The organism is Sphaerimonospora cavernae (assembly GCF_042435035.1).
In the GTDB taxonomy this organism is placed as follows: domain Bacteria; phylum Actinomycetota; class Actinomycetes; order Streptosporangiales; family Streptosporangiaceae; genus Sphaerimonospora; species Sphaerimonospora cavernae.
Genome location: NZ_JBHMQT010000010.1, coordinates 16,698 through 38,576, shown reverse-complemented (window position 1 = coordinate 38,576; position 21,879 = coordinate 16,698). Strand labels below are relative to the sequence as shown.

Genomic DNA, 21,879 nt, shown 5'->3' with positions numbered 1-21,879 from the left:
GGGAGGGGCCATGCGGTCGGTGGAACCGGTGGCGGCGAGCACGGTCGCCGCTTTCGATCACGAATGCGATGTCCTGGTCGTCGGGTTCGGCTGCGCCGGGGCGGCGGCGGCCTTCGAGGCGGCGTCCGCGGGCGCACGGGTGCTGGTGCTGGAGCGCGCGGGCGGGCCGGGCGGCTCGTCGGCCATGTCGGGCGGCGAGCTCTACCTCGGCGGCGGCACCGCGGTGCAGAAGGCCTGCGGCTTCGACGACACGCCCGACGACATGTTCACCTATCTGAAGGCGGCACTGGGCCCGCACGCGGACGAGGAGAAACTGCGCCTCTACTGCGACGGCAGCGTCGAGCATTTCGAGTGGTTCCGCGACCGCGGTCTCACGTTCAACGAGAGCATGTACGACGCGCCGAGCTGGATGCCGCCCACGCAGGACGGCCTGATGTGGCTGGGTGAGAACGCCTGGCCGTACGACACGGTCGCCCGGCCGGCCCCGCGCGGTCACCGGCCCGCCACCGAAAGCTTCGGCGGCTGGCTGATCATGGAGAAGCTGGTCGCGGCCGCCAAGGCCGCCGGCGCGGCCTGCCACACCGACACCCGCGCCGCCAATCTGGTGGTCGACAACGCCGGCCGGGTGGTCGGCGTCGTGGCGCGGCAGTACGGCGAGACGGTGACCTACCGGGCGCACCGCGGGGTGATCCTCACCACCGGCGGGTTCGTGGACAACGAGGAGATGCTCGAGCAGCACGCTCCGGTGCTGCTGGGCCACGGCAAGGTCAGCGACGGGCTCGACGACGGCGACGGCATCCAGATGGCGGCCGCGATCGGGGCCGCGACCCGGCGGATGGCGGCCGTGCAGATCGCGATGTCGGCCCTGCCCGCGATGCTGGTGCGCGGCATGCTCGTCAACGCCCTCGGGCAGCGGTTCATCAACGAGGACGTCTATCCCGGCCTGTTCAGCGTAGCCGCGCTGCAGCACCAGCCGGGGCCGTACTGGGCGATCGTCGACGAGGAGGGCTACGAGGACATCCCCGAGCGGGACCTGTGGGGGGTGCGTCCCACGTTCGTCGCCGAGACGCTCGCGGAGCTTGAGCAGGAGCTCGGCATGCCGGCCGGCGCCCTCGAGTCGGCGGTCGTCACCTACAACCGTCACGCGGAGCGGGGCGAGGACCCCTATTTCCACAAGGCCGCGAAGTGGCTCAGGCCGCTCAGGGCGCCGTTCGCGGCGGTCGACCCGCGCCTGGGGTTCAACCCCGGCGACCGGGAGAGCGCCGGTGCCGGAAGCGGCGCCTCCGGATTCACCCTCGGTGGTCTGCACACCACCGTCGACGGGGTCGTGCTGAACAACTCGGGGCAGCCGATCCCGGGTCTGTACGCCGCGGGCCGGGCCGCCTCCGGCATCCACGGCGAGGGCTACATCAGCGGGACCTCGCTCGGCGACGGCACGTTCTTCGGCCGCCGGGCCGGCCGGGCCGCGGCCGCCGACGCGTGACGTTCGTCGTGCTGCCCTGCTCCACGATCCGGCCGTCTCCCATCACCATGATGGGGGACCGCCGGTCACAGGCCCGATCGGTCCAGGCATGCGGTTGACGGGGTGGGGGAACCCGCGAGTGGCGGGGGTGCGGGAACTGGTCGCCGCGGTCGGCCGCCACTCGCGGACCTGAGGATCTATTTCGCGGCCGGCGGAAGCATGCGCTTCATGGCTTCGTGGGAGCCGCGGACCAACTCGGCGCGGGGGAAGCCGCTGCGCTTCTCGGCGGTTCTCTGGTTGCCGCCGGCGATCCAGACCGGTCCGTCGGCCAGATGCGCCAGGCCCTCGCGGGCGACGTCGTCCGGCTCGGCGACGTTGAGGCCCGGGAGGTCCATCCGCAGCCCGGCCCGCTCCATCGCCGGAGTGCGGGTGACCCCCAGGACCAGCTCCAGCACGTGCACACCGTGCTCGCCGAGCTCCAGCCACAGGCCCTCCGTGAAGACGCGGATGAACGCCTTGGCCGCCGAATAGACGGTGATCTGCGGCTGGCCCAGGTAACCGGACAGTGAGCCGACCAGCATGATCCCGCCACGCCGGCGCTCCTTCATCAGCGCGCCGAAGTGGTGGGTCAGGGCGAGCTGGGCCGTGATGTTGAGGTCGATCACGCCCTGCACCCGGTCCAGGTCGCCGGTGACGAACTCGTGGCCGTAGGTGTTCGCCCCCGCATTGAAGATCATCAGGCCGACTTCGAGATCGTCGGTCGCCGACCGGACGGCCTTCAGCGCACCCGGGTCGATCAGATCCAGCTCCAAGGTGCGCACCTCGACGCCCTTCGCCCGGACCCGCTCGGCGGTCTCCGCCAGCGGGCCGGGTTTGCGGGCGATGAGCACGAGGTTGATCCCGGCGTCGGCGAGCTGTTCGGCGAACGACGCGCCCACGCCCTCGGAACCGCCGGCGATCACGGCCCAGGGGCCGTACACATCCCTGTCGATCATTGGCTCTCTTCGTGTTCGTATAGATCATCCGGCACGGTGACGGCGCCGTCCAGGGCCGCCTGCGCGATCGTCTCGCTCAGTGCCGTGCAGCCCAGGAAGACGTCGCCGCAGGTGCCGTTGCCGGTGGCGCGCCGCTCCAGGCAGGCATTCGTCGCATCCTCGTCCCACTGGATGCTGGTCTGCTGCCAGCTCGCCTTGCGCACCTGCACGGCGGCGCCGCACTGGCGGCACGCCAACGATTGCATCGGCGCGCCGTCCAGCAGGCGGTTGTCCGTACGGATCGTCATGCGGGCTGGCCTTCCGCGGCCCGGCGGGCGAGGTTCTGCTCGACCTCCTTCTTCCACGCCTCGATCGGCCGGGAGGTGTCGAGCTCGAACTCGAAGCGCTCCACCATCTCCGGCTTGACGTCGGCGACGTCGACGTAGAACTGCTCGTACCAGCGGCGGAGCTGGTAGACCGGCCCGTCCTCCTCGCACAGCAGGGGGTTGTCGATCCGGGTCTTGTTCCTCCAGATCTCGACGTCCTGGTTGAAGCCGCTGAGGATGTACTTGCTCATCGTCCGGGCCATCTCATCGGCCGCCTCGCCCGGGAACTGCTCGCTCCGCTCCACGATGATGCCGGAGTGCAGCACGAACGAGTTCGCGTCGATCGGGTAGTGGCAGTTGAGCAGGACCGCCTGGACGTCCATGCCCTCGTAGTGGTAGGTCAGGTCGTCGATCATGAAGGACGGGCCGTAGTACGACGCTACCGAGGTGTTGCCCAGCATCTTCAGCGCGCCGTCCTTGGCATGCTGCGTCATGTCCGCGCGGGCGGTGCCGTTCATGTACTGCGTGGCCACGTGCCCCTCGAAGACGTTCTTGAAGAACGTCGGGAACGAGTTGTGGACGTAGAAGAAGTGCGCCATGTCGACGACGTTGTCGATGACCTCGCGACAGTTGGTGTGGACGACGGTCTCGTTCCAGACCCAGTCGGTCCAGCCGTCGCTCGTCGCGCCCTCGATGCGGGGGATCGTCACCTCGGGCGGCGGCGGGTTGCCCTCGGGGTCGTTCCAGAGGAACAGCATGCCGTCCTGATCCAGCGTCGGCCAGGCGGCGGTGCGGGCACGCCGCGGGACCCGCCGGGAGTAGGGGATCTCCGTGCAGCGGCCGTCGCCGCCCCAGCGCCAGTCGTGGAACGGGCAGGCGATCTCGTTGCCCTTGATCGTGCCCTGGGAAAGGTCCCCGCCCATGTGCCTGCAGTAGGCGTCGAGCACGTTCAGCTTGCCGTCGCCGCTCTGGAAGACGACGAGCTTCTGGCCGAAGGCGCGGACGGTGTGCGGCTTGCCGTCCTTGAACTTCTCGGACAGGCCGAGGCAGTGCCACCCGCGGGCGAATCGCGTCGGGACCGCTTCCGCTTCGATTGTACGGACCTCGTCGTTGTCCACCTCGACAGTCACGTTGACCCATCCCTTCAGGAGGTCGGTTCTCTCAACGTGCAAAAGTAGGTCCGTGCGCTCACCCCCCGCGAAGGTAATCCCATTGGGCGGGATGGTCCGGACATGCGTATACCGGTGCGACGCACCATCATGGACGTCATCTGTCCGGACGAGCGCGACACGGAGAAACCCCACCATGAGCAACGAGGCGAGCAACGAGGCGAGCAACGAGGTCCTGGATTCGGTCCGTGCGCTGCTGCCGAAGATCGCCGAGCGGGCCGGGTCGACCGACGAGAACCGGCGGGTTCCGGCGGAGACGATCCAGGAGCTCATCGCGGCGGGGTTCTTCCGGATGCTGCAGCCCAAGAGGTACGGCGGAGCCGAGAACGAGCCGGTGGCGTTCTTCGCGGCGGTCCGCGACATCTCGGGCGCGTGCGGCTCCACCGGCTGGGTGGCCTCCGTGCTCGGCGTGCACCCCTGGCACGTCGGCCTGTTCGCCGAGGCGGCGCAGGACGAGGTCTGGCGGGAGAACCCCGACGCGCTCATCTCCTCGTCGTACTCTCCGGTCGGACGGCTGACCCCGGTGGAGGGCGGATTCGAGCTGTCGGGCCGGTGGAGGTTCTCCTCCGGCTGCGAGCACGCGTCGTGGGCACTGCTGGGCGCCCTGATCGTCGGCGCGCAGGGCAAGCCGGTGGACTTCATCACCGTGCTGGTCCCCCGCAGTGACTACCGGATCGAGGACGTCTGGGACGTCATCGGGCTGCGCGGCACGGCCAGCAACGACATCATCGTCGACCGGGCGTTCGTCCCCCAGCACCGCACGATGCGCAACTACGAGCAGGCGCAGTTGCGCGGACCCGGCCAGAAGGTGAACACCGGACCCCTCTACCGCATGCCGTTCGGTACGGTGTTCACGAGTGCGATCACCGCGCCCGTGATCGGCGCGGTGGCCGGGTGCTACCGGTCCTATATCAGCGCGATGCGCGACAGGGTCCGGCTCAGCCTCGGCGGCGGCCGGTTCGCCGAGGACCAGTTCGCCCAGGTGGCGGTGGCGCGGGCCGCCTCGGAGATCGACGCGGCGATGCTGCAGATGGACCGCAACGTGCGCGAGATCTACGAATGCGCGGTCAGAGGCGAGCAGATCCCGATGGAACTGCGGCTGCGTGCCCGCAGGGACCAGGTCCGCGGCACCGAGCGGGCGCTGGAGGCGATCGACATCCTGTTCAAGACGGCCGGCGGCAACTCGCTCGGGCGCGGCAACCCGATCGAGCGGGCCTGGCGCGACGCCCACGCCGGCAGCGTCCACGTAGCCAACGACGTCGAACGGGCCCTGGCCATGTACGGCAAGGGCGCGTTCGGTCTCAAGGTCGAGGACAACCTGGTCTGACGATCACGGTGATCAGCGGGTGGTGACTGTGGCGGACACGGTCGGCGCGAGGGCGGTACGTAGGAACTTATCGGGGAATGTCATGACTGACAGGTTTCGCCACATGCCACATCGCACGGCTCATCTGTCCCATTCATCGGTATCATCGACGCGGCTGATCATGTCAATGTGATGTGTATTGTCATCACGAAATCGGGCTGATCGAACAGCAGACCAGGGGGACGCCGTGCCGAGGATCGCAGAGGCCAGGCCGCCGGCCGAACCCAGTTCGCCGGAGCAGCGTGCCCGGCACGTGCGCATTCTTCGGGCCGCCTCGCACATGGCGGCGGAGCGGGGTCTCGAACGCGTCCAGATGCACGAGGTGGCCAAGGCCGCCGGTGTCGCGATCGGCACGCTGTATCGGTACTTCCCGTCGAAGACGCATCTGTTCACCGCGGTCCTGGCCGAGCAGGTCGACCGGTTCAGCGAGAGCGCGCCGCGCCCGAGGCCCGGCACGAGCCCGGAGGACGCGGTCGGGGAGCTGCTGGTGAACGCCAGCAGGCAGTTGCTGCGCCGGCCCGCGCTGGCGACCGCGATGCTCCAGTCGGCGAACGCGGCCAACGCCGCGGCCGTCGCCGATGCCGGCCGGATCGACAACACCTTCCGCGACGTCGTCCTGCGCACCCTCGGGATCGAGACCCCGACCGCGATGGACGTCACCCTGGTCCGGCTGCTCATGCAGTGCTGGTACGGCGTGCTGCAGATGAGCCTCAACGGGCGGATGGCCATCTCCGACATGGAGAGCGACGTCAGGCTCGCCTCCCGGCTCCTGCTGGCCCCGCGCTCGAACGCCTGAGAGCAGGGGCCGCGGCAGCATCTGGAGATCTCCCCGCTTCGGTGCGACCCTGACAGGATGCACTTACGCTCGATCGCGGTCGCGCTCGCCGCGTGCACCGCCTTGTCCGCATGCGCGGTCCTGGCCGCCTGTACGGCCTCCTCGGCGGACCCCGCCGATGGCGCGAAGAAGCCGGCGGTCGTCCAGCCCGGCGCGCCCGGACAGACGAGCAGGGTGCTGCCGGCCGACCAGGTGCCGGAGGCCGACGGCGGGGACTACACCGAGGCCGACGTGCGCTTCATGCAGGGAATGATCGAGCATCACGCCCAGGCGCTGCGGATGACGGCCCTGGTGCCCGGCCGCGGCACGAACGGGGATCTCCCGCTCCTCGCCAGGCGGATCGAGATCTCCCAGAAGGACGAGATCGGGCTGATGCAGCGCTGGCTGCGGGCGCGTCTCAAGGAGGTGCCGAGCGTGGACAGCGCCGGCCACGGCCACCACGGCGGCGGGCTCATGCCGGGGATGCTGACCGAGGAGCAGTTCGCCGAGCTGGAGAGGGCCACAGGCGCGGAGTTCGACCGGCTCTTCTGTACCTACATGATCCAGCACCACACCGGGGCGCTGCGGATGGTGGAGCGGCTGTTCGCCGACAAGGGGGGCGTGGAGCCGGAGGTCTACCAGCTCGCCTCGCACATCGACTCCGACCAGCGCATCGAGATCGACCGCATGGGGAAGATCCTTGCCGAGCCGGCCTCCCGATGACGCTCTCGATGACCGGGATGCCGCCGTTCCGGTGGTTTCCGTACGGCTAGCGTGCGGAGAATGACACGAAAGATCGCCGTGAGCGGGACGGCATCGGGAATCGGAAAGGCGCTCGCCGGCCTGCTGCGCGCGCAGGGCGACGAGGTGATCGGCATCGACCTCAAGGACGCCGACGTGTGCGCCGACCTGTCCACGCCGGAGGGTCGCGCACTGGCCGTGGAGTCCGTGCTGGGGATGTGCGGTGGCGTGCTCGACGGCGTCGTCGCCTGTGCCGGCGTCTCCACGTTCACCACGTTGACCGTGCGGGTGAACTACTTCGGCGTGACCGCGCTGCTGGAGGGGCTGCGCCCGGCGCTCGCCGCCGCCCCGGCGCCGCGTGCCGCCGTGATCGGCTCCATCTCCGGCACCAAGCCGGCGGTCCCGGAGGTGGTACGGGCCTGCCTCGACGGCCTGGAGGAGGAGGCGGTCGAGTCGGGTGAGCGGGCCGTCGAGCGCGGAGACGGGAGGAAGCTGTACCCGTCGTCGAAGTCGGCCCTCGCGCAGTGGCTGCGCCGCGTCTGCGTCACGCCCGAGTGGGCCGGGTGCGGCATCCCGCTCAACGCGGTGGCCCCCGGGGTCGTGCTCACCCCGATGAGTGATCCCCTCTTCGCGGACGAGGAGATGCGCAAGGCCATGGACGCCGCGGTGCCGATGCCGCTGAACGGGTACGCCGAGCCCGAGGTGGTCGCCGAGGCGCTGCGCTGGCTGGTCAGCCCGGCCAACTCCCACATGACCGGGCAGGTCGTCTACGTCGACGGCGGCGCCGAGGCCACCCTCCGCGGCCCGGACGTCTTTTGATCGGCCCAAGAGCCGCTGATTGACACAGGGTCCGCCTCGCCGGGAGGCGGACCCCGGATGTCACTTCTGCTTGGCGGCGTTCTGGACGCCCGTGGTGTCGAGCTGGGCGACGCTGTAGGCCGCGTAGGTCTGGTACGGGCCGCGCCCGTTGAAGTACGGCGTGAGCACCTGGTCGAAGTCCTCGGCCGAGAAGACGCCGTCGGCGGCGGTGAACTTCCGCTCAACGGTCGGGGCGGCCATGAGCGCCACCATGTCGCCGTACACCACGAACACCTGGCCGCTGATCTCCTCGGCGGCGGGAGAGGCCAGGTAGCTCACGAACGTCCCCACCCGTTCGGGGGCGAGGATGTCCAGGCCGTCGGCTGCATCGCCGTTCGTGTCGCCGTTCGTGTCGCCGCCGGCGAACACGTGGGCGGTCATGCCGGTGCGGGCCCGGGGGCAGATCGCGTTGGCCCGCACGCCGTACTTGGCCAGACCCTGGGCCGTGGCGAGGGTCAGCGCCACGATGCCGGCCTTGGCGGCCGAGTAGTTCGGCTGGCCGGCCGAGCCGAACAGGAACGCCTCGGAGGAGGTGTTGACGACACGGCCGTAGACCGGGCCGCCGGCCGCCTTGCTCGCCGCACGCCAGTGGACCGCCGCCGCCCGGGAGACCGCGGCGTGTCCCTTGAGATGGACGCGGATCACGTCGTCCCAGTCGGACTCGGTCAGGTTGAACAGCATCTTGTCGCGCAGCACACCCGCGTTGTTCACCAGGATGTCCAGGCGCCCGAAGGCGTCCACCGCGGCGCCTACGAGGCGGTCGCCGATGGACCAGTCGCCCACGTCGCCGGTCACCGCGACGGCCTGCCGGCCGAGCGACCTGATCTCGGCCGCGACCTCCTCGGCGGCCGGGCCCATGTCGTTGACGACGACGTTCGCGCCGCGCTCGGCCAGCGCCAGCGCCTCACTGCGGCCCAGGCCGGCCCCGGCCCCCGTCACGATGGCGGCCTTGCCCTCAAGGCTGATGTTCGAGCTCATATCCGCTCCCGTACTACGTATCCTGAGGAGCCACAAACTAGTACGAATTCTAGTCATGACCAACCCTGACACCGCTCAGCGAGACCTGACCGTTGTGTGAAACGAGAATTGATTCTAGTCTCTCGCCATGACGCTGAACCTGGCCACTCTGTACGAGACCGTGGCCGCCGCCGTGCCCGACCGCCTGGCCGTGGTCTGCGGCGACCGCCGAGTGACCTTCGCCGAGCTCGACCGGCGTGCGAACGCCCTGGCGAACCACCTCAAGGAGTCGGGTGTCGAACCGCACCAGCATGTGGGCGTCCACATGCTCAACGGCGTCGAGTTCGTCGAGACGCTGCTGGCCTGCCTGAAGATCCGGGCCGTGCCGATCAACATCAACTACCGCTACACCGATCACGAACTGCACCACCTCTACAACGACGCCGACCTCGTCGGCCTGGTCGCCGGCGCGGAGTTCACACCCGCCGTCGCCGCCCTGGCCGACCGGTGCCCGAAGCTGCGGCACGTCGTCGTGGTGGGTGACACGCCGGATCTGACCTGGCCGGACCGACTCAGCGTCACGGACTACGAGAAGGCGATCTCCGCCCGACCTTCCACCGCCCCGACGGCCCCTTCTATGGCGGGGGAGCGCACCGCCGACGACCACTACGTCCTCTACACCGGCGGCACGACCGGCCTGCCCAAGGGCGTGGTGTGGCGGCACGAGGACTTCTTCTTCGCCGCGCTGGCCGGCGGCAACCACTACGGCCCGCCGTACCGCACCGCGAAGGAACTGGCCGCCGCCGCGGCGGGCGGAACCCCGATCATCTACCTGATCACCGCTCCGCTCATGCACGGCGCGGCCGTCTACACCGTACTCAGCGGACTGCTCGGCGGTTCGCCGATGATCCTGATGCGCCGGTTCGACCCGATCGAGACGCTGCGCCTCATCGAGCGGGAACACGCCCTCATCGTCACCGTCGTCGGCGACGCGATCGCCCGCCCGCTCCTGGACGCGGTGAAGGCGCACGGCGCCGAGCACGACCTGAGCTCGTGGAAGGTGCTCGGCTCCGGCGGCGCGATCCTGTCCCGCAGCGTGCGGGAGGAGGCGGTGGCGCTGATCCCGGACCTGTTCATCAGCGACGGGTTCGGCGCGTCGGAGTCCGGAATCGACGGCAGGCTCGCGATCGGCGAGGACGGGCTCATGCGGCTGTCGGCCGGCCCGCAGATCGCCGTCATCGACGAGACGTTCCGGCCGGTCGAGCCCGGCTCCGGTGAGATGGGGTTCATCGCCAGGACCGGCCACGTCCCGCTGGGCTATTACGGCGACGCGGAGAAGACCGCCAGGACGTTCCCGGTGGTCGACGGCGTCCGCTGGTCGGTGCTCGGCGACATGGCCCGGGTCGAGGACGACGGCACGATCGTGGTGCTGGGCCGCGGCTCGGGCTGCATCAACACCGGCGGCGAGAAGGTGTTCCCCGAAGAGGTCGAGCAGGCGCTGAAGGCCCACCCCGCCGTGATGGACGTGCTGGTGGCCGGCGTGCCCGACGAGCGGTTCGGCGAGCGGGTCGCCGCCGTGGTCGAGATCCGCTCCGGTGTTCTGGCACCCGGGGCCGAGGATCTGCGTGCGCACTGCCGCGCGCACATCGCCGGATACAAGGTGCCCACCTCGATCGTCTTCGTCGACGCCGTCGTGCGCTCGCCCAGCGGCAAGGCGGACTACCGGTGGGCCAAGACCGTGCTTTCAACATCCACGATTCCAACGACTGCGCTTTCAACGACTGCGCTTTCAACAAATATGGGGGAGGAATGATGGCTGAGGCCGTCATCGTCGACGCGGCGCGCACGCCCGTCGGCAAGCGTTACGGAGTCCTGTCCGGGCTGCACCCGGCCGAGCTGCTCGGCTTCGCCCAGCGGGGCCTGCTCGAGCGGACCGGCGTCGACCCGGCGTCGGTCGGCCAGGTGATCGGCGGCTGCGTCACCCAGGCCGGTGAGCAGTCCAACAACGTCACCCGCCAGGCGTGGCTGAACGCCGGCCTGCCGTACACCACGGCCTGCACGACGATCGACTGCGCGTGCGGCTCGTCGCAGCAGGCGGTGCACCTGATCGCCGGGCTGATCGCCTCCGGCGCGATCGACGCAGGCATCGGCTGCGGCATCGAGTCGATGAGCCGGGTCTTCCTCGGCGCCGCGTCCACCCCGGAGACCGGCAGCCCCCGGCCCCCCGGGTGGACGCTGGACATGCCCGACCAGTTCACCGCCGCCGAGCGGATCGCGGGCAAGTTCGGCATCGGCCGTGCCGACGCCGACGCGTTCGGCCTGCGCTCGCAGCAGCGCGCCGCGCAGGCGTGGGCCGAGGGCAGGTTCGACGGCCAGATCGTCGAGGTCGAGGCGCCGGTGATGGGCCCCGAAGGGCCGACCGGCGAGAAGGCCGTGGTCGGCCGCGACCAGGGGCTGCGCGAGACCAGCGCCGAGGGCCTGGCGAAGCTGAAGCCGGTGATCCCCGACGGGATCCACACCGCGGGCAACTCCTCGCAGATCAGCGATGGCGCCGCGGCAGTGCTGCTGATGAGCGCCGAGCGGGCGCACCGGCTCGGGCTGCGCCCGCGGGCGCGCATCGTGGCCTCGGGCATGGTCGGCTCCGACCCGTACTACCACCTCGACGGCCCCATCGCGGCCACCGGTCACGTGCTGCGCGCCGCCGGGATGAAGCTGTCCGACATCGATCTGGTCGAGATCAACGAGGCGTTCGCCTCGGTCGTGCTGTCCTGGGCTCGGGCGCACGACGCCGACATGGACAAGGTCAACGTGAACGGCGGCGCGATCGCCCTCGGCCACGCCGTCGGCTCGACCGGCACCCGGCTGATCACCCAGGCGCTGCACGAGCTCGAGCGGGCCGGCAAGTCGACCGCCCTGATCACCATGTGCGCCGGCGGCGCCCACGCCACGGCCACCATCATCGAACGGATCTGACCCACATGACGATCGGACTGACCGACGAGCATCGCGACCTGCGCGACGCCGTGCGGGCCTTCGCCGCCCGGCATGTGACGCAGGACGTGGTGCGCAAGGCCGTCGAGGCCGAGCGCGAGGAGTTGCCGGAGTTCTGGCCGCTCCTCGCCGACCAGGGCCTGCTCGGCCTGCACCTTCCCGAGGAGGACGGCGGCGCTGGCTACGGCCTACTCGAACTCGCCGTCGTGGTCGAGGAGCTGGGCCGCTCGCTCGTCCCGGGGCCGTTCCTGCCCACCGTGCTCGCCAGTGCCGTACTGCACCGCGCCGGGTACCGGGTGCACCTGGCCGGGCTGGCGGCCGGGACGAGGATCGGCGCGGTCGGGCTCCCGCCCGGTGGCGGTACGGCTTCCGCCGAGCTCGTGCTCACCCGCGGCGCCGACGGGCAGGCGACCGTCTCCGGTGTGTCCGGCCCGGTCTTGGGCGGTCTCGTCGCCGACCTGTTCGTGCTGCCGGCGGCCGACGGGACCGGCACGGCGTGGGTGGTGCTGCCGCGCGCCGCCGTGGAGATCGAGGACCTGCCCAGCCATGACCTGACCCGGCGGCTGTCACGGGTGCGCGCCGACGGCGCCGCGGCCGAGGTGCTGACCGGTCTGGGCGCCGACGACGTGCTCGACCTGGCCGCCGTGCTGTTCGCCGCCGAGGCCTCGGGCCTGGCCGACTGGGCCACGGCCACCGCCGCGGAGTACGCGAAGGTGCGCCACCAGTTCGGCCGCCCGATCGGCCGGTTCCAGGGAGTCAAGCACCGCTGCGCCCGCATGCTGACCCGGGCCGAGCAGGCTCGGGTATGCGCCTGGGACGCCGCGCGGGCGGCCGGAGGTGATCGCGGCGAGGCCTCGCTGGCGGCGGCCGTCGCCGGGGCGACCAGCGTCGAAGCGGCGTTCACCACGGCAAAGGACTGCATCCAGACGCTCGGCGGCATCGGCTTCACCTGGGAGCATGACGCGGGCCACTACCTGCGACGTGCGCAGACCCTGCGCATCCTGCTCGGCTCCACCTCCTGGTGGCGGCGACGGGTCGCCCGCCTCACGCTGGGCGGTGTGCGCCGCGAGCTCGGCGTCGAGCTGCCGGCCGAGTCCGAGCGGATCCGGGCGGAGATCCGCGCCGAGCTGAGCCCCGCGAGCGACCTCGAGGGCGGGGACCGGCTCACCTACCTGGCCGAGCACGGCTACACCGCTCCGCACCTGCCCGCGCCGTGGGGCAAGGGAGCCGACGCCGTCACCCAGCTGGTGATCGCCGAGGAGATGCGCGCGGCCGGGCTGCGCGCCGTCGACATGGTGATCGGCAACTGGGTGGTGCCCACCCTGATCGCGCACGGCAGCGCCGAGCAGCGGCAACGGTTCCTGCCGCCGTCGCTGCGCGGCGACATCATCTGGTGCCAGCTGTTCAGCGAGCCGGGCGCCGGCTCCGACCTGGCCGGGCTGAGCACCCGGGCGGAGAAGGTCGACGGCGGCTGGAAGGTCACCGGCCAGAAGGTCTGGACCTCCATGGCCCGAGAGGCGCACTGGGGCATCCTGCTGGCCCGCACCGATCCCGAGGCGGCCAAGCACAAGGGCCTGTCGTACTTCCTGCTCGACATGACCAGCCCCGGCATCGACATCCGGCCGCTGCGCGAGCTGACCGGTGAGGCGCTGTTCAACGAGGTGTTCCTCGACGAGGTGTTCATCCCCGACGAGATGCTCGTCGCCGGGCCGGGCGACGGCTGGAAGCTCGCCCGCACCACCCTGGCCAACGAGCGGGTCTCGCTGTCACACGACTCCTCCCTCGGCAGCGGCGGCGAGGCGCTGCTCGACATCGCGGCCGCCGCGCCGCAGACGATGGACGACGAGCGGCTGACGCGCCTTGGGGCGATCCTGTGCGACGCCCAGTCCGGTGGACTGTTCGGGCTGCGGACCACGCTGCGGTCGCTGACCGGGCAGCAGCCCGGGGCCGAGTCCAGCGTGGCCAAGCTGATCGGCGTCGAGCACCTCCAGGAGATCTGGGAGACCGCGATGGACTGGATCGGCCCCGAGGCGCTGACCGGCGGCCACGGCGGTCGTGATGACCGCGGCGAGCACCGCCGGGACGCCACCTGGATGTTCCTCAACTCGCGGTGCATGTCGATCGCCGGCGGCACCACCGACGTGCAGCTCAACATCATCGGGGAGCGTCTGCTCGGCCTGCCCCGCGACCCCGAGCCGACCGGCGGAAAGGCGGGCTGACATGCCGATCGACCTCGACAGGGCGCTCGGCGCGCCGCCGGCGACCCGCGAGATCGCCTGGACCAGCCGGGACGTGCTGCTCTACCACCTGAGCCTGGGCGCCGGGGCCGACGCGGCCACCGATCCCGAGCTCGGCTACACCTACGAGCGCGGCCTGCGCGTGCTGCCCACCTTCGCCATGGTCGCCGGGCAGGGCATCTCCTCCGGTGACCGGCCGCCCACCGTGATGAACATGCCCGGCGTCGACATCGACCTGCGCAGGATCCTGCACGCGGGGCAGGGGCTGACCGTGCACCGGCCGCTGCCCGCCTCGGGCGCCGCCACGGTCGCGTCGCGGGTCGCCCACGTCTGGGACAAGGGCAAGGCCGCGATGATCGTGCTGGAGCAGTCCGCCACGGACGGCGAGGGCGGCCTCCTGTGGACCACGAACATGCGGATCTGGGCCCGGGGCGAGGGCGGCTTCGGCGGCGAGCCGGGTCCGGAGGACCGGTGGGCGGCCCCCGATCGTGAGCCCGACTTCACGCTCGAATCGCCGACCGTCCCCGGGCAGGCGTTGCTGTACCGGCTCAACGGCGACCTCAACCCGCTGCACGCCGACCCCGAGTTCGCCGGGGCGGCCGGTTTCGACCGGCCGATCCTGCACGGCCTGGCGTCGTACGGCATCGTCGCCAAAGCCGTCGTGGACGGCGTTCTCGGGGGCGACGTGACCCGGCTGCGGGGGCTGTCGGTACGCTTCGCGGGGCCGCTGTTCCCCGGTGAGACCATCCGGACGAGGGCGTGGCGGGAGGACGGTGGCCTGGCGTTCCAGTCCACCTGCCCGGAGCGTGACGACGCTCCGGTGCTCACGCACGCGACCGCGGAGGTTTCGACATGACGGGATCTGCCGGTAGCGGGTCCGACGTCCCGGCCGAGGGAACCGAGCGGGGGGCGGAGCTGACGGCCACGCCGAGGAACAAGGGCGTGGACGCGGCGGTCGCCGCGGCCCGTCGGGTGGTCGCCTCGCTGCTGCACGCCGGCGACGGATCCGCCGCCGAGATGGAGAAGATCGCGGACCAGCTCAACGCGATCGCCGACCACCTCGACGAACACGCCCCCGCCGTCGAGGAGCGGTTGGTGGACATGTGGCGCGGCGAGGGCGTCACCCGCCACGACCCGGTGACCGGGCCGGAGAACGCCATCGCGCCGCCGCTCCAGTTGCACGGCGAGGAGGACGGCTCCATCGGGGGCGTCGTCGTCCTCGGCCTGCCGTACCAGGGGCCGCCCGGGTTCGTGCACGGCGGCGTCTCGGCACTGCTGCTCGACCACACGCTCGGCGTGGCCAACCACTGGGCGGGCACATCCGGCGTGACGGGCACGCTGACGCTGCGCTACCACCGGCCCACCCCGCTGTTCGAGCCGCTGACCGTGACCGGGCGCCAGGTCTCGGTCGACGGCCGGAAGATCAACACCGTCGGGTCGATCACGGCCGGCGGGAAGCTCTGCGTGAGCGCCGACGGCCTGTTCATCGTCAAAGACCTCCCCCGCCCGCGCTGACTCACAGCCAGGGGCTCACAGCCAGGGGACCCGGCCCCCGGGCCCCCTGGCCTCGGCGGTCCTCAGGCCGAGGTCATGATCAGTGCCATGTCCTCGCAGGACTGTCGAACGAGATCCAGCTATCAGGCGGCAGCTCCGGATGGCCTGGTACGGCTCGGCGTTCCTCGGTCCAATCGTCACCGGCGACCTCGGCGGCGACACGGCGCCAGAAACGCACCGCGGTCACGTTGCGGTCCTGGAATGCGACCTCCCACGGCCCCGGATGCCGGGCGAGAACCTCCCGGACGGCACGCAGCCCGGTGCCCCTTCTCCGAGCCCCGCGCACCACGAAGAAACTGTTGAGCACGCGGGTCGTCCCGGCCAGGCCGCGGACGAAAGCGAAGCCGACGGGACGCTCACCGCTGGTCAACAGGTACGGTGCCCAGTCGGCGTCACCGAATGCCAGGTGAAGCCGATCTCTCCGGAACGTTCCGTCCGAGTTGGGCAGGACGCCGTGGAACTCCGACATGTCGTGACGGAACATCAGCCAAAGACACTCGATCACCGGGCGATCGGTAGGTTTCGCGAGGCATACACCCACGTCTGACACGTGAATCTCCTTTGCTGTAAGGTGCGGAATTTCGACGCCGCGTGGTCCCGGTCACCGATCCGGAGGGAAGCCTTCTGGGGTTTGCCCACGATCCTCGGACCTGATCGAATCCAGGCACGAAAAAAGCCTCCCCGGCGGAGTGCATCCGCACCGAGAAGGCTCAGAACCTGGTGAGCATCATATCAGGCTGGGTGCCGGGAAGATCCCGATGGCAGGAGTGTCGCCCCGAGATGTCGCTCGCGCCCGCGGAGCCTTGAGGCGGGGACTGTCTGCGAGGCCGGTACGAACCGGAATACGATCTGTCAAGAGGGGGTTCGTGGCGTCTGAAAACAGATGCCCGGCGCCACCTTGGACAGAGTAGGAGGCGAGCGTGTCCGTATGGTCGGTGCAGCAGGCCGAGCGACGCTTCAGTGCGTTGCTGGAACGTGCTCGCGCTGAGGGACCGCAGATCATCACCCAGCGCGACCGGGAGGTCGCCGTGGTGGTCGACATCGCGGAGTATCGCCGTCTGAAGCCGGGACACCTCGATTTCAAGGAGTTCCTATGTTCCGGTCCTGACTTGAATGAGTTGGACATCCGACGATCGCGTGAGCGTGCCCGGCTCGTCGAGCCCGATGCCGAGGCGGGTATGGACGAGAAGGCCATTGATGTGTCATGAGCGATAAGCCTGAGTACGTGGCACCGTTTATCTCCCGGGTCCGCGTACGAGATTTCCGGTCCATCGCTGAGTGCGATGTCATTCTTGGCCCGCTCACTGTGATCGTGGGGCCGAACGCGGCCGGCAAGTCCAACTTTCTGGACGCGATTCGATTCGTCGTCGACTCGCTGGCCGAATCCCCGTCACAGGCGATATCACGGCGAGGGGGACTTCCGGCACTGCTCCGCCGTACACCGAGGGCGGATGGCGACGCCGTCGGGACATCCTTCATGGTCGAGCTCACGTTGGCGGTGTCCGCCAAGGGATCCCGATCGCAGCCGTCGGCCGCGACGTATCTCCTGGAAATCGACGCTCGTCCGGGGAGGAACGGCGACATCGTCGTCGGCCGTGAGGAATTGCTCTTGAAGGTGGGGAAGCGGAGTCGTTCTCGGTGACGACGTCGGCGGATGGCACCCATGTCTACAGCGGCCGCATCAAGGCTCTGCACAACGTCGGATTGCCCGCCGATCGACTCCTGCTGACGCGGCTTGGCGGGGTGGCCGGCGTCGAGCCGGGCGCTACTCCACCGTTCAAGGGCGCTTCATCACTGCCGGAGAACGATTCCTCGACCCCGTGATCACGGTCTTCGAACGTGAATCCCTGTCCGAGGGGACCTTGCGGGCGGCGGGTGTCCTCGCCGCGCTTCTCCAACCCAGAGCGCTCTCCGGAGAGATCCCGCTGGTCGCCGTCGAGGAGCCGGAGAAAGCGCTCTATCCGTCTACGCTGGGCGGCCTCTACGGGACGTTCATCGCCGCCTCGCACCGAACCCAGGTGATCGTCACCAGCCAGAGCTCGGACCTGCTTGACAACGAGAGCGCGGATCTGTCGCACCTTCTCGTGGCGGCCAACTCTGACGGCGTCAGCAGGGTGGGCCCAGTGAACGCGTCAGTTCGTTCGCTCGTGGCCGACAAGGTCATGACCATCGCGGAGCTTCACCGCAGCGGACTCATGACACCATCCGCCCACACCGGAGAGAGGCCGTGACGCCGCCCACCATCATGACGATCGTCGAAGGGCATGGGGAGGTAGCGGCCATCCCAGCTCTCCTGCGGCGGCTGATCCCGTACCTTGTTCTCGGTGCCTACGCCGACGTCCCTCGGCCTTACCGGGTTCCCCGCGATTCGTTGATCAAGGCCCTTGGTGTCGAAACCGCCGTGACCGCCGCGTTGAGCGGCAAACCACCCACCGTGCTGATCAGCTCCGCCGGCGAGCGGGAAACCCTCGGAGCGGACGACGCGCATCCGGCCATGGGTTCGCCCGGCGTCCTTGACCAGGTACACGAGGGGCTGCGGCAGCGGGGCCTGGGCGGCCGCGGAACGCCGCCGAGCGAAACGTGGTCGGTTTCCTTACCGGACCCCGCCATGGTGGAAGGCGTGGGTGCGCACCCGTGATCCGTGCCGCTCGGGGCTCCTCGTCTTCAGCCAGTCGGCCAGGTGCCGTTCGCTGCTCACCCGGGCAGCATACCGAGCGCCTGGTCACTGGACGGACTTCTCGATTTCGCGGCGGATCACCTTGCCGGTGGCGTTGCGGGGGAGGGGCTCGCCGGTGATCCGCCACCGCGACGGGACCTTGAAGTAGGCGAGCCGCTCGGCGATGAAGGCGCGCAGTTCGTCCTCGCCGACCGGCTGCCCGGCGTCGATGACGACCACGGCGGTGACCTCCTGGCCGAGGTCGGGGTGGGGCGTGCCGATGACCGCGCATTCGCGGACGCCCGGGTGCTCGGCGAGGGCGTTCTCGATCTCCGCGGGGTAGACGTTCTCGCCGCCGCGCAGGATCAGGTCGGACCGGCGGGTGGTGAGGCGCACCCGGCCCCGCTCGACCACGCCGATGTCGCCGGTGTGCAGCCACCGGTCGGCGTCGATCGCCCGCGCGGTGGCCTCGGGATCGCGCCAGTAGCCGAGCATGTTGTACGGGCTCCGCACGCAGACCTCGCCCTCCTCGCCCTCGGGCAGCGCGTTGCCCTCGGGGTCGCGGATCTCCAGCCGCACGGTCGCGAGGGGATGGCCCAGCGTCCCCGGCGACTCGGCCAGGTCGGCGGGGGTCGCCACTGTCACGGCGGTGCAGGTCTCGGTCAGGCCGTAGCTGTCGACCAGGGCGTCCTTCGCCGGGGGGAAGGCCTTGCGCAGCTTCTCCTTGAACGCCGGCGACGACGGCGCCGACGCCAGGGAGAACGCGGTCAGCGAGGACATGTCGTACGTCGACAGGTCGCCGTGCTCGATCAGCCGGTGCGCCATCGTGGGCACCGCGCCCCAGTTGGTGACCCGCTCCTTCTCGATCAGCCGTAGTACCTTGTCCACGTCGAAGGCGCCCTGGTGCATGAGGATCGCGCTGCCGGTCGCCAGGCGCGGCACGGCGAGGTTGTGCAGGCTCGCGATGTGGAACAGCGGCAGCGCCAGCAGATAGCGCCGGTCCGCCGGGTCGGTGGGGTCGCCGAACGCGAGGGCCACGGCGTCGTTCATGCGGTGGTATTCGATGACCGAGGTGAGGTTGCGGTGGGAGTGCACCGCGCCCTTCGGCCGGCCGGAGGTGCCGCTCGTGTAGAGGATGACCGCCGGGTCGTCCTCGGCCGCGGCGTGCGGGGCCAGCGGCGCTTCGGGGTGCAGGCGGGCCAGCCGCGGCACGTCCTCCTCGACCGTCAGCACCGTCACGCCGGAGGCGAGCGCGGCCCGCTTGGCGTCGGCCACGAGCAGCTTCGGCTCGGTGTGGCCCAGGGCGTACTCGAGCTCCCGGGCCGTCCACCAGGCGTTGTAGCCGACCGGGATCGCGCCGGCGGCGATGGCCGCCCAGAACGAGACGATCCAGCCGGGATGGTTGGCCGCGTTGATCGCGATCCGGTCGCCGGGGCGCACGCCGTACTCCTCGCGCAGCGCCTTGGCCAGCGAGGCGACCTGGCGGGCGTGCTCGGCGAAGCTCAGCCGCTCGGTCGCGGTCACGATGTAGTCACGGTCGCCGTACCGGACCGAGTCGGCCAGCACCTCGCCGAGATTGCGCCGGCGGTTCTTGAACACGGTCATCCGCGCGCCGAGGACGTCCTCCTCGGCCAGTTCGAATGCGCCGCCGGGGCCGGTGAGACGGCCCATGATCGCCGCCATCGCGATCTTCGGATCTGTCGACATGCCTATCGGTTCCCTTCATCCCGGTAGCCGGAATTGTGGGCAACCGCCGGATGCGGGATGCCGCGGCTCCCGGTCACCGGGACACGTGATCTTCAGGGTCGGGCGTACGATCCGAGCTCACCGCGAGGCAGCGCAGCGGAAGCCGGTGTGGCCGCTGGACGAATCAGGGGTGTTGCCCGTACGCGCGGCGACCCGGTAACGGTTGCAGTAGGAGTCGTGGCACAGGTATGAGCCGCCGCGCAGCACACGGCCGTCACCCGCCGGGGGGCCCTGCGGATCGATCCTGGTCCGCGGGGACTCGGCCGCGTGCCAGTCGGTGCTCCACCGGTCCGCACACCACTCCCACACGTTGCCCGAGGTGTTGTACAGGCCGTAGCCGTTGGGCGCGAAGGACTTGACCGGCGCGGTGCCCGCGTAACCGTCCTCCGCGGTGTTCACCTGCGGAAACCGGCCCTGCCAGATGTTGCACCGGTGCCGCCCGCGCGGGGTCGGCTCATCGCCCCAGGGATAACGGGCCCGGACGAGCCCGCCGCGGGCGGCCATCTCCCACTCGGCCTCGGTGGGCAGGCGCTTTCCCGCCCAGGCGGCGTACGCGGTGGCGTCGTTCCAGGAGACGTGGACGACGGGATGGTTCTGCCGCGACGTGATGCCGGATTCGGGCCCCTCGGGGGAGCGCCAGGTGGCGCCGGCGACCGCCAGCCACCAGGGCGCGCCGGGCACGTGGCCGTCGATGACGTGGCGGCGGTCGGCGACGTGGTGGAAGACGAACGACCAGCCGAACCGCTCGGCGTCCGTAACGTAGCCGGTGGCCTTGACGAAGGTGGCGAACTTCGCGTTGGTCACGCACACGGGGTCGATGAAGAACGGGCTCAGCGTCACCTCGCGGATCGGTCCCTCGCCGTCCGCCGCCCAGCCGTCCGGGTCCTCGCCGCCCATCAGGAAGGTCCCGCCGGGGATGCCCGCCATGCCCTTGACGGGATTGTCGGCGGGGTCACTCCGGCGGACGGGTGTGGGCGGCGAGGGCGGTGTGGGCGTGGCACTGTGGTCCGCCGGCCCTCTACCGGGAGAGCAGCAGCTGGTCATGCGGGTCCTTCTCGTGTACGGCCGATCCGGCGTTCTTCCCACCCAACCTCACACCGGCCCGTCGGATGGTCGCGTCTCCCGGTGACCGGGACCGATCCACGATGCTGTCACGCAGCCGGAAAGCCTGTTCCCGGTGAGCGAGACACGGCCCTCCGGGTGTGCCGGGCCACATCACTATTGCGGTTCCAAGACTCGGCGGTTCCTCGGCGGAATGGACGACTTATGGGAAGTCTGGACGGAAAAGTCGCAATTATCACGGGTGCTGGTCAGGGAGTGGGCCAGGGCATCGCGCTCGCCCTCGCGGCCGAAGGCGCGTCTGTCGCGGTGCTCGGCCGCACGATGGCGAAGCTGGAGGCGACCTGCGCGCTGATCGGTGAGCGCGGGGGGCGGGCCGAGCCGTTCCTGTGCGAGGTGAGCGACACGGCGGCGATTCCCTCGATCGTGGACGAGGTGGCCGGACGGCTGGGCGGAGTCGACATCCTCGTCAACAACGCCTACTCCGGTTCGCAGGGCCCGCTGCTGTCGCTGAGCGACGACGCCTTCCAGAAGGGCTTCCGCACCGGCCCGTTCGCCGCGTTCGCGTTCATGAAGGCCTGTCACCCGCACATGAAGCAGCGCGGCGGCGGCAGCATCGTCAACCTCGTGACCTCGGCGATGGTCCGGTGGGATCCCACCACCTACGGCGCCTACGCGGCGGCCAAGCAGGCCCTGCGGTCGCTGACCCGGACGGCCGCCGCCGAGTGGGGACCGGACGGCATCCGGGCAAACTCCATCGCTCCGCACGCGCTCTCGCCGGCGCTGGAGCGCTGGGCGCAGGCCGCTCCCGCCGAGGCCGCGGAGTTCCGCAGGACGATCCCGCTGGGCTACATCGGCGACTGCGAACAGGACATCGGCCGGGCCGTGGTCGCGCTCGTCGGCCCCGACCTGCGTTATCTCACCGGCGCGACCGTGCCTCTCGACGGCGGACAGGCCTTCTTCGGCTGA

23 protein-coding genes are annotated in these 21,879 nt (G+C 70.4%); 16 read left to right on the top strand and 7 right to left on the bottom strand.

Annotated elements, in window-relative coordinates:
- Positions 1-10: 10 nt before the first annotated feature.
- Positions 11-1,483 carry an FAD-dependent oxidoreductase gene (locus ACFHYQ_RS07375; RefSeq protein WP_394300330.1) on the top strand — a complete coding sequence of 491 codons (1,473 nt, stop codon included), beginning with the start codon at positions 11-13 and terminating at the stop codon, positions 1,481-1,483.
- 176 nt (positions 1,484-1,659) lie between these two features.
- Here the strand turns inward: ACFHYQ_RS07375 and ACFHYQ_RS07370 are convergent, their stop codons facing one another.
- From ACFHYQ_RS07370 to ACFHYQ_RS07360, 3 genes are read right to left on the bottom strand one after another with little or no spacing between them, the layout of a single operon-like run.
- Complete coding sequence (locus tag ACFHYQ_RS07370; protein WP_394300329.1) at positions 1,660-2,457, bottom strand: SDR family NAD(P)-dependent oxidoreductase; 798 nt, start codon at positions 2,455-2,457, stop codon at positions 1,660-1,662.
- The gene (locus tag ACFHYQ_RS07365) at positions 2,454-2,744 is read right to left on the bottom strand and encodes a ferredoxin (RefSeq protein WP_394300328.1); all 291 of its coding nucleotides are present in this window, start codon (positions 2,742-2,744) and stop codon (positions 2,454-2,456) included. Before ACFHYQ_RS07365 ends, ACFHYQ_RS07370 begins: the two co-directional genes overlap by 4 nt.
- On the bottom strand, positions 2,741-3,892 hold the full coding sequence (locus ACFHYQ_RS07360) for a 3-ketosteroid-9-alpha-monooxygenase, oxygenase component (protein WP_394300327.1): 1,152 nt from the start codon (positions 3,890-3,892) through the stop codon (positions 2,741-2,743). The genes ACFHYQ_RS07365 and ACFHYQ_RS07360 overlap by 4 nt, the downstream gene beginning before the upstream one ends.
- A 175-nt stretch (positions 3,893-4,067) precedes the next feature.
- Here ACFHYQ_RS07360 and hsaA point away from each other — a divergent pair, with 175 nt between their 5' ends.
- The 4 genes from hsaA (at position 4,068) to ACFHYQ_RS07340 (ending at position 7,671) form a co-directional block, all read left to right on the top strand.
- Entirely contained in the window at positions 4,068-5,258 is a 1,191-nt protein-coding gene (gene hsaA / locus ACFHYQ_RS07355; RefSeq protein WP_394300326.1) for a 3-hydroxy-9,10-secoandrosta-1,3,5(10)-triene-9,17-dione monooxygenase oxygenase subunit, read from the top strand.
- Positions 5,259-5,484: 226 nt separating this feature from the next.
- Complete coding sequence (locus tag ACFHYQ_RS07350; protein WP_394300325.1) at positions 5,485-6,093, top strand: TetR/AcrR family transcriptional regulator; 609 nt, start codon at positions 5,485-5,487, stop codon at positions 6,091-6,093.
- A 57-nt stretch (positions 6,094-6,150) separates the two neighbouring features.
- Positions 6,151-6,834, top strand: coding sequence for a DUF305 domain-containing protein (locus tag ACFHYQ_RS07345; RefSeq protein WP_394300324.1), 684 nt, complete (start codon positions 6,151-6,153; stop codon positions 6,832-6,834).
- A 60-nt stretch (positions 6,835-6,894) separates the two neighbouring features.
- The gene (locus ACFHYQ_RS07340) at positions 6,895-7,671 is read left to right on the top strand and encodes an SDR family oxidoreductase (RefSeq protein ID WP_394300323.1); all 777 of its coding nucleotides are present in this window, start codon (positions 6,895-6,897) and stop codon (positions 7,669-7,671) included.
- 60 nt (positions 7,672-7,731) lie between these two features.
- Here the strand turns inward: ACFHYQ_RS07340 and ACFHYQ_RS07335 are convergent, their stop codons facing one another.
- Positions 7,732-8,688, bottom strand: a complete 957-nt coding sequence (locus tag ACFHYQ_RS07335) for a 3-oxoacyl-ACP reductase (protein ID WP_394300322.1) — start codon at positions 8,686-8,688, stop codon at positions 7,732-7,734.
- A 127-nt stretch (positions 8,689-8,815) separates the two neighbouring features.
- On the opposite strand from ACFHYQ_RS07335, the gene ACFHYQ_RS07330 reads away from it, so the two are divergent.
- The 5 genes from ACFHYQ_RS07330 to ACFHYQ_RS07310 are packed head-to-tail and all read left to right on the top strand — an operon-like array spanning position 8,816 to position 15,410.
- Positions 8,816-10,480 carry an acyl-CoA synthetase gene (locus ACFHYQ_RS07330; RefSeq protein ID WP_394300321.1) on the top strand — a complete coding sequence of 555 codons (1,665 nt, stop codon included), beginning with the start codon at positions 8,816-8,818 and terminating at the stop codon, positions 10,478-10,480.
- Positions 10,480-11,640: a steroid 3-ketoacyl-CoA thiolase gene (locus ACFHYQ_RS07325; RefSeq protein WP_394300320.1), complete on the top strand. Its 1,161-nt coding sequence runs from the start codon at positions 10,480-10,482 to the stop codon at positions 11,638-11,640. Before ACFHYQ_RS07330 ends, ACFHYQ_RS07325 begins: the two co-directional genes overlap by 1 nt.
- Before the next feature lie 5 nt (positions 11,641-11,645).
- A complete protein-coding gene (locus ACFHYQ_RS07320; protein ID WP_394300319.1) occupies positions 11,646-13,877 on the top strand; it encodes an acyl-CoA dehydrogenase family protein in 2,232 nt (743 codons plus the stop codon).
- Between the two features lies 1 nt (position 13,878).
- The gene (locus tag ACFHYQ_RS07315; RefSeq protein WP_394300318.1) at positions 13,879-14,751 is read left to right on the top strand and encodes a MaoC/PaaZ C-terminal domain-containing protein; all 873 of its coding nucleotides are present in this window, start codon (positions 13,879-13,881) and stop codon (positions 14,749-14,751) included.
- A complete protein-coding gene (locus ACFHYQ_RS07310; protein WP_394300317.1) occupies positions 14,748-15,410 on the top strand; it encodes a PaaI family thioesterase in 663 nt (220 codons plus the stop codon). The genes ACFHYQ_RS07315 and ACFHYQ_RS07310 overlap by 4 nt, the downstream gene beginning before the upstream one ends.
- Positions 15,411-15,489: 79 nt before the next feature.
- Here the strand turns inward: ACFHYQ_RS07310 and ACFHYQ_RS07305 are convergent, their stop codons facing one another.
- Complete coding sequence (locus tag ACFHYQ_RS07305) at positions 15,490-15,954, bottom strand: GNAT family N-acetyltransferase (protein WP_394300316.1); 465 nt, start codon at positions 15,952-15,954, stop codon at positions 15,490-15,492.
- 415 nt (positions 15,955-16,369) lie between these two features.
- Between ACFHYQ_RS07305 and ACFHYQ_RS07300 the strand changes: the two genes are divergently transcribed.
- From ACFHYQ_RS07300 to ACFHYQ_RS07280, 5 genes are read left to right on the top strand one after another with little or no spacing between them, the layout of a single operon-like run.
- Complete coding sequence (locus ACFHYQ_RS07300; protein WP_394300315.1) at positions 16,370-16,657, top strand: type II toxin-antitoxin system Phd/YefM family antitoxin; 288 nt, start codon at positions 16,370-16,372, stop codon at positions 16,655-16,657.
- The gene (locus tag ACFHYQ_RS07295; protein WP_394300314.1) at positions 16,654-17,091 is read left to right on the top strand and encodes an AAA family ATPase; all 438 of its coding nucleotides are present in this window, start codon (positions 16,654-16,656) and stop codon (positions 17,089-17,091) included. The genes ACFHYQ_RS07300 and ACFHYQ_RS07295 overlap by 4 nt, the downstream gene beginning before the upstream one ends.
- On the top strand, positions 17,088-17,273 hold the full coding sequence (locus ACFHYQ_RS07290; RefSeq protein WP_394300313.1) for a hypothetical protein: 186 nt from the start codon (positions 17,088-17,090) through the stop codon (positions 17,271-17,273). Before ACFHYQ_RS07295 ends, ACFHYQ_RS07290 begins: the two co-directional genes overlap by 4 nt.
- Positions 17,270-17,680 (top strand): AAA family ATPase, encoded by a 411-nt coding sequence (locus ACFHYQ_RS07285; protein ID WP_394300312.1) that lies wholly within the window; start codon positions 17,270-17,272, stop codon positions 17,678-17,680. Before ACFHYQ_RS07290 ends, ACFHYQ_RS07285 begins: the two co-directional genes overlap by 4 nt.
- A complete protein-coding gene (locus ACFHYQ_RS07280) occupies positions 17,677-18,087 on the top strand; it encodes a hypothetical protein (protein WP_394300311.1) in 411 nt (136 codons plus the stop codon). Before ACFHYQ_RS07285 ends, ACFHYQ_RS07280 begins: the two co-directional genes overlap by 4 nt.
- Positions 18,088-18,171: 84 nt before the next feature.
- Here the strand turns inward: ACFHYQ_RS07280 and casG are convergent, their stop codons facing one another.
- Entirely contained in the window at positions 18,172-19,812 is a 1,641-nt protein-coding gene (gene casG, locus ACFHYQ_RS07275; RefSeq protein ID WP_394300310.1) for a steroid-24-oyl-CoA synthetase, read from the bottom strand.
- Between the two features lie 117 nt (positions 19,813-19,929).
- Positions 19,930-20,895: a formylglycine-generating enzyme family protein gene (locus tag ACFHYQ_RS07270; protein WP_446746292.1), complete on the bottom strand. Its 966-nt coding sequence runs from the start codon at positions 20,893-20,895 to the stop codon at positions 19,930-19,932.
- Positions 20,896-21,117: 222 nt separating this feature from the next.
- Between ACFHYQ_RS07270 and ACFHYQ_RS07265 the strand changes: the two genes are divergently transcribed.
- Positions 21,118-21,879 carry an SDR family NAD(P)-dependent oxidoreductase gene (locus tag ACFHYQ_RS07265; protein WP_394300309.1) on the top strand — a complete coding sequence of 254 codons (762 nt, stop codon included), beginning with the start codon at positions 21,118-21,120 and terminating at the stop codon, positions 21,877-21,879.